General features: G+C 70.5%; 1 protein-coding gene. It reads left to right on the forward strand.

Annotation, left to right across the window (positions count from 1 at the left end; genetic code table 11):
* Window positions 1-346, forward strand: a 346-nt coding sequence (locus K7G61_RS36155; RefSeq protein WP_308190825.1) for a carboxyl transferase domain-containing protein, incomplete at both ends; no start/stop codon positions are given.

A 346-nucleotide genomic window follows, 5' to 3' on the forward strand; every position in this document is an offset into this window, starting at 1 on the left:
CCTCGTGTTCGCGGTGCGCGGCATCTCGCAGATGTTCATCACCGGGCCCGACGTCGTCCAGACCGTCACCGGCGAGGAGGTGACGCACGACAGCCTCGGTGGCGCCGACGTCCACGGCTCCACGTCCGGGGTCGCGCACTTCGTCCACGACGACGTACGCGCCTGCCTCGCGGACGTCCGGTACCTGCTGACCATGCTGCCGTCCAACAACCGCGAGCTGCCGCCCGCGGTGACCACCGCCGATCCCGTGGACCGGCCGGGCGAGGCGCTGCTGGAGATCGTGCCGGCCGACCCCAACCGTTCGTACGACATCCGCGACGTGATCGAGGAACTCGTCGACGAGGCG

Origin of the sequence: Streptomyces sp. HPF1205 (assembly GCF_020400825.1) — a bacterium.
Classification (GTDB): domain Bacteria; phylum Actinomycetota; class Actinomycetes; order Streptomycetales; family Streptomycetaceae; genus Actinacidiphila.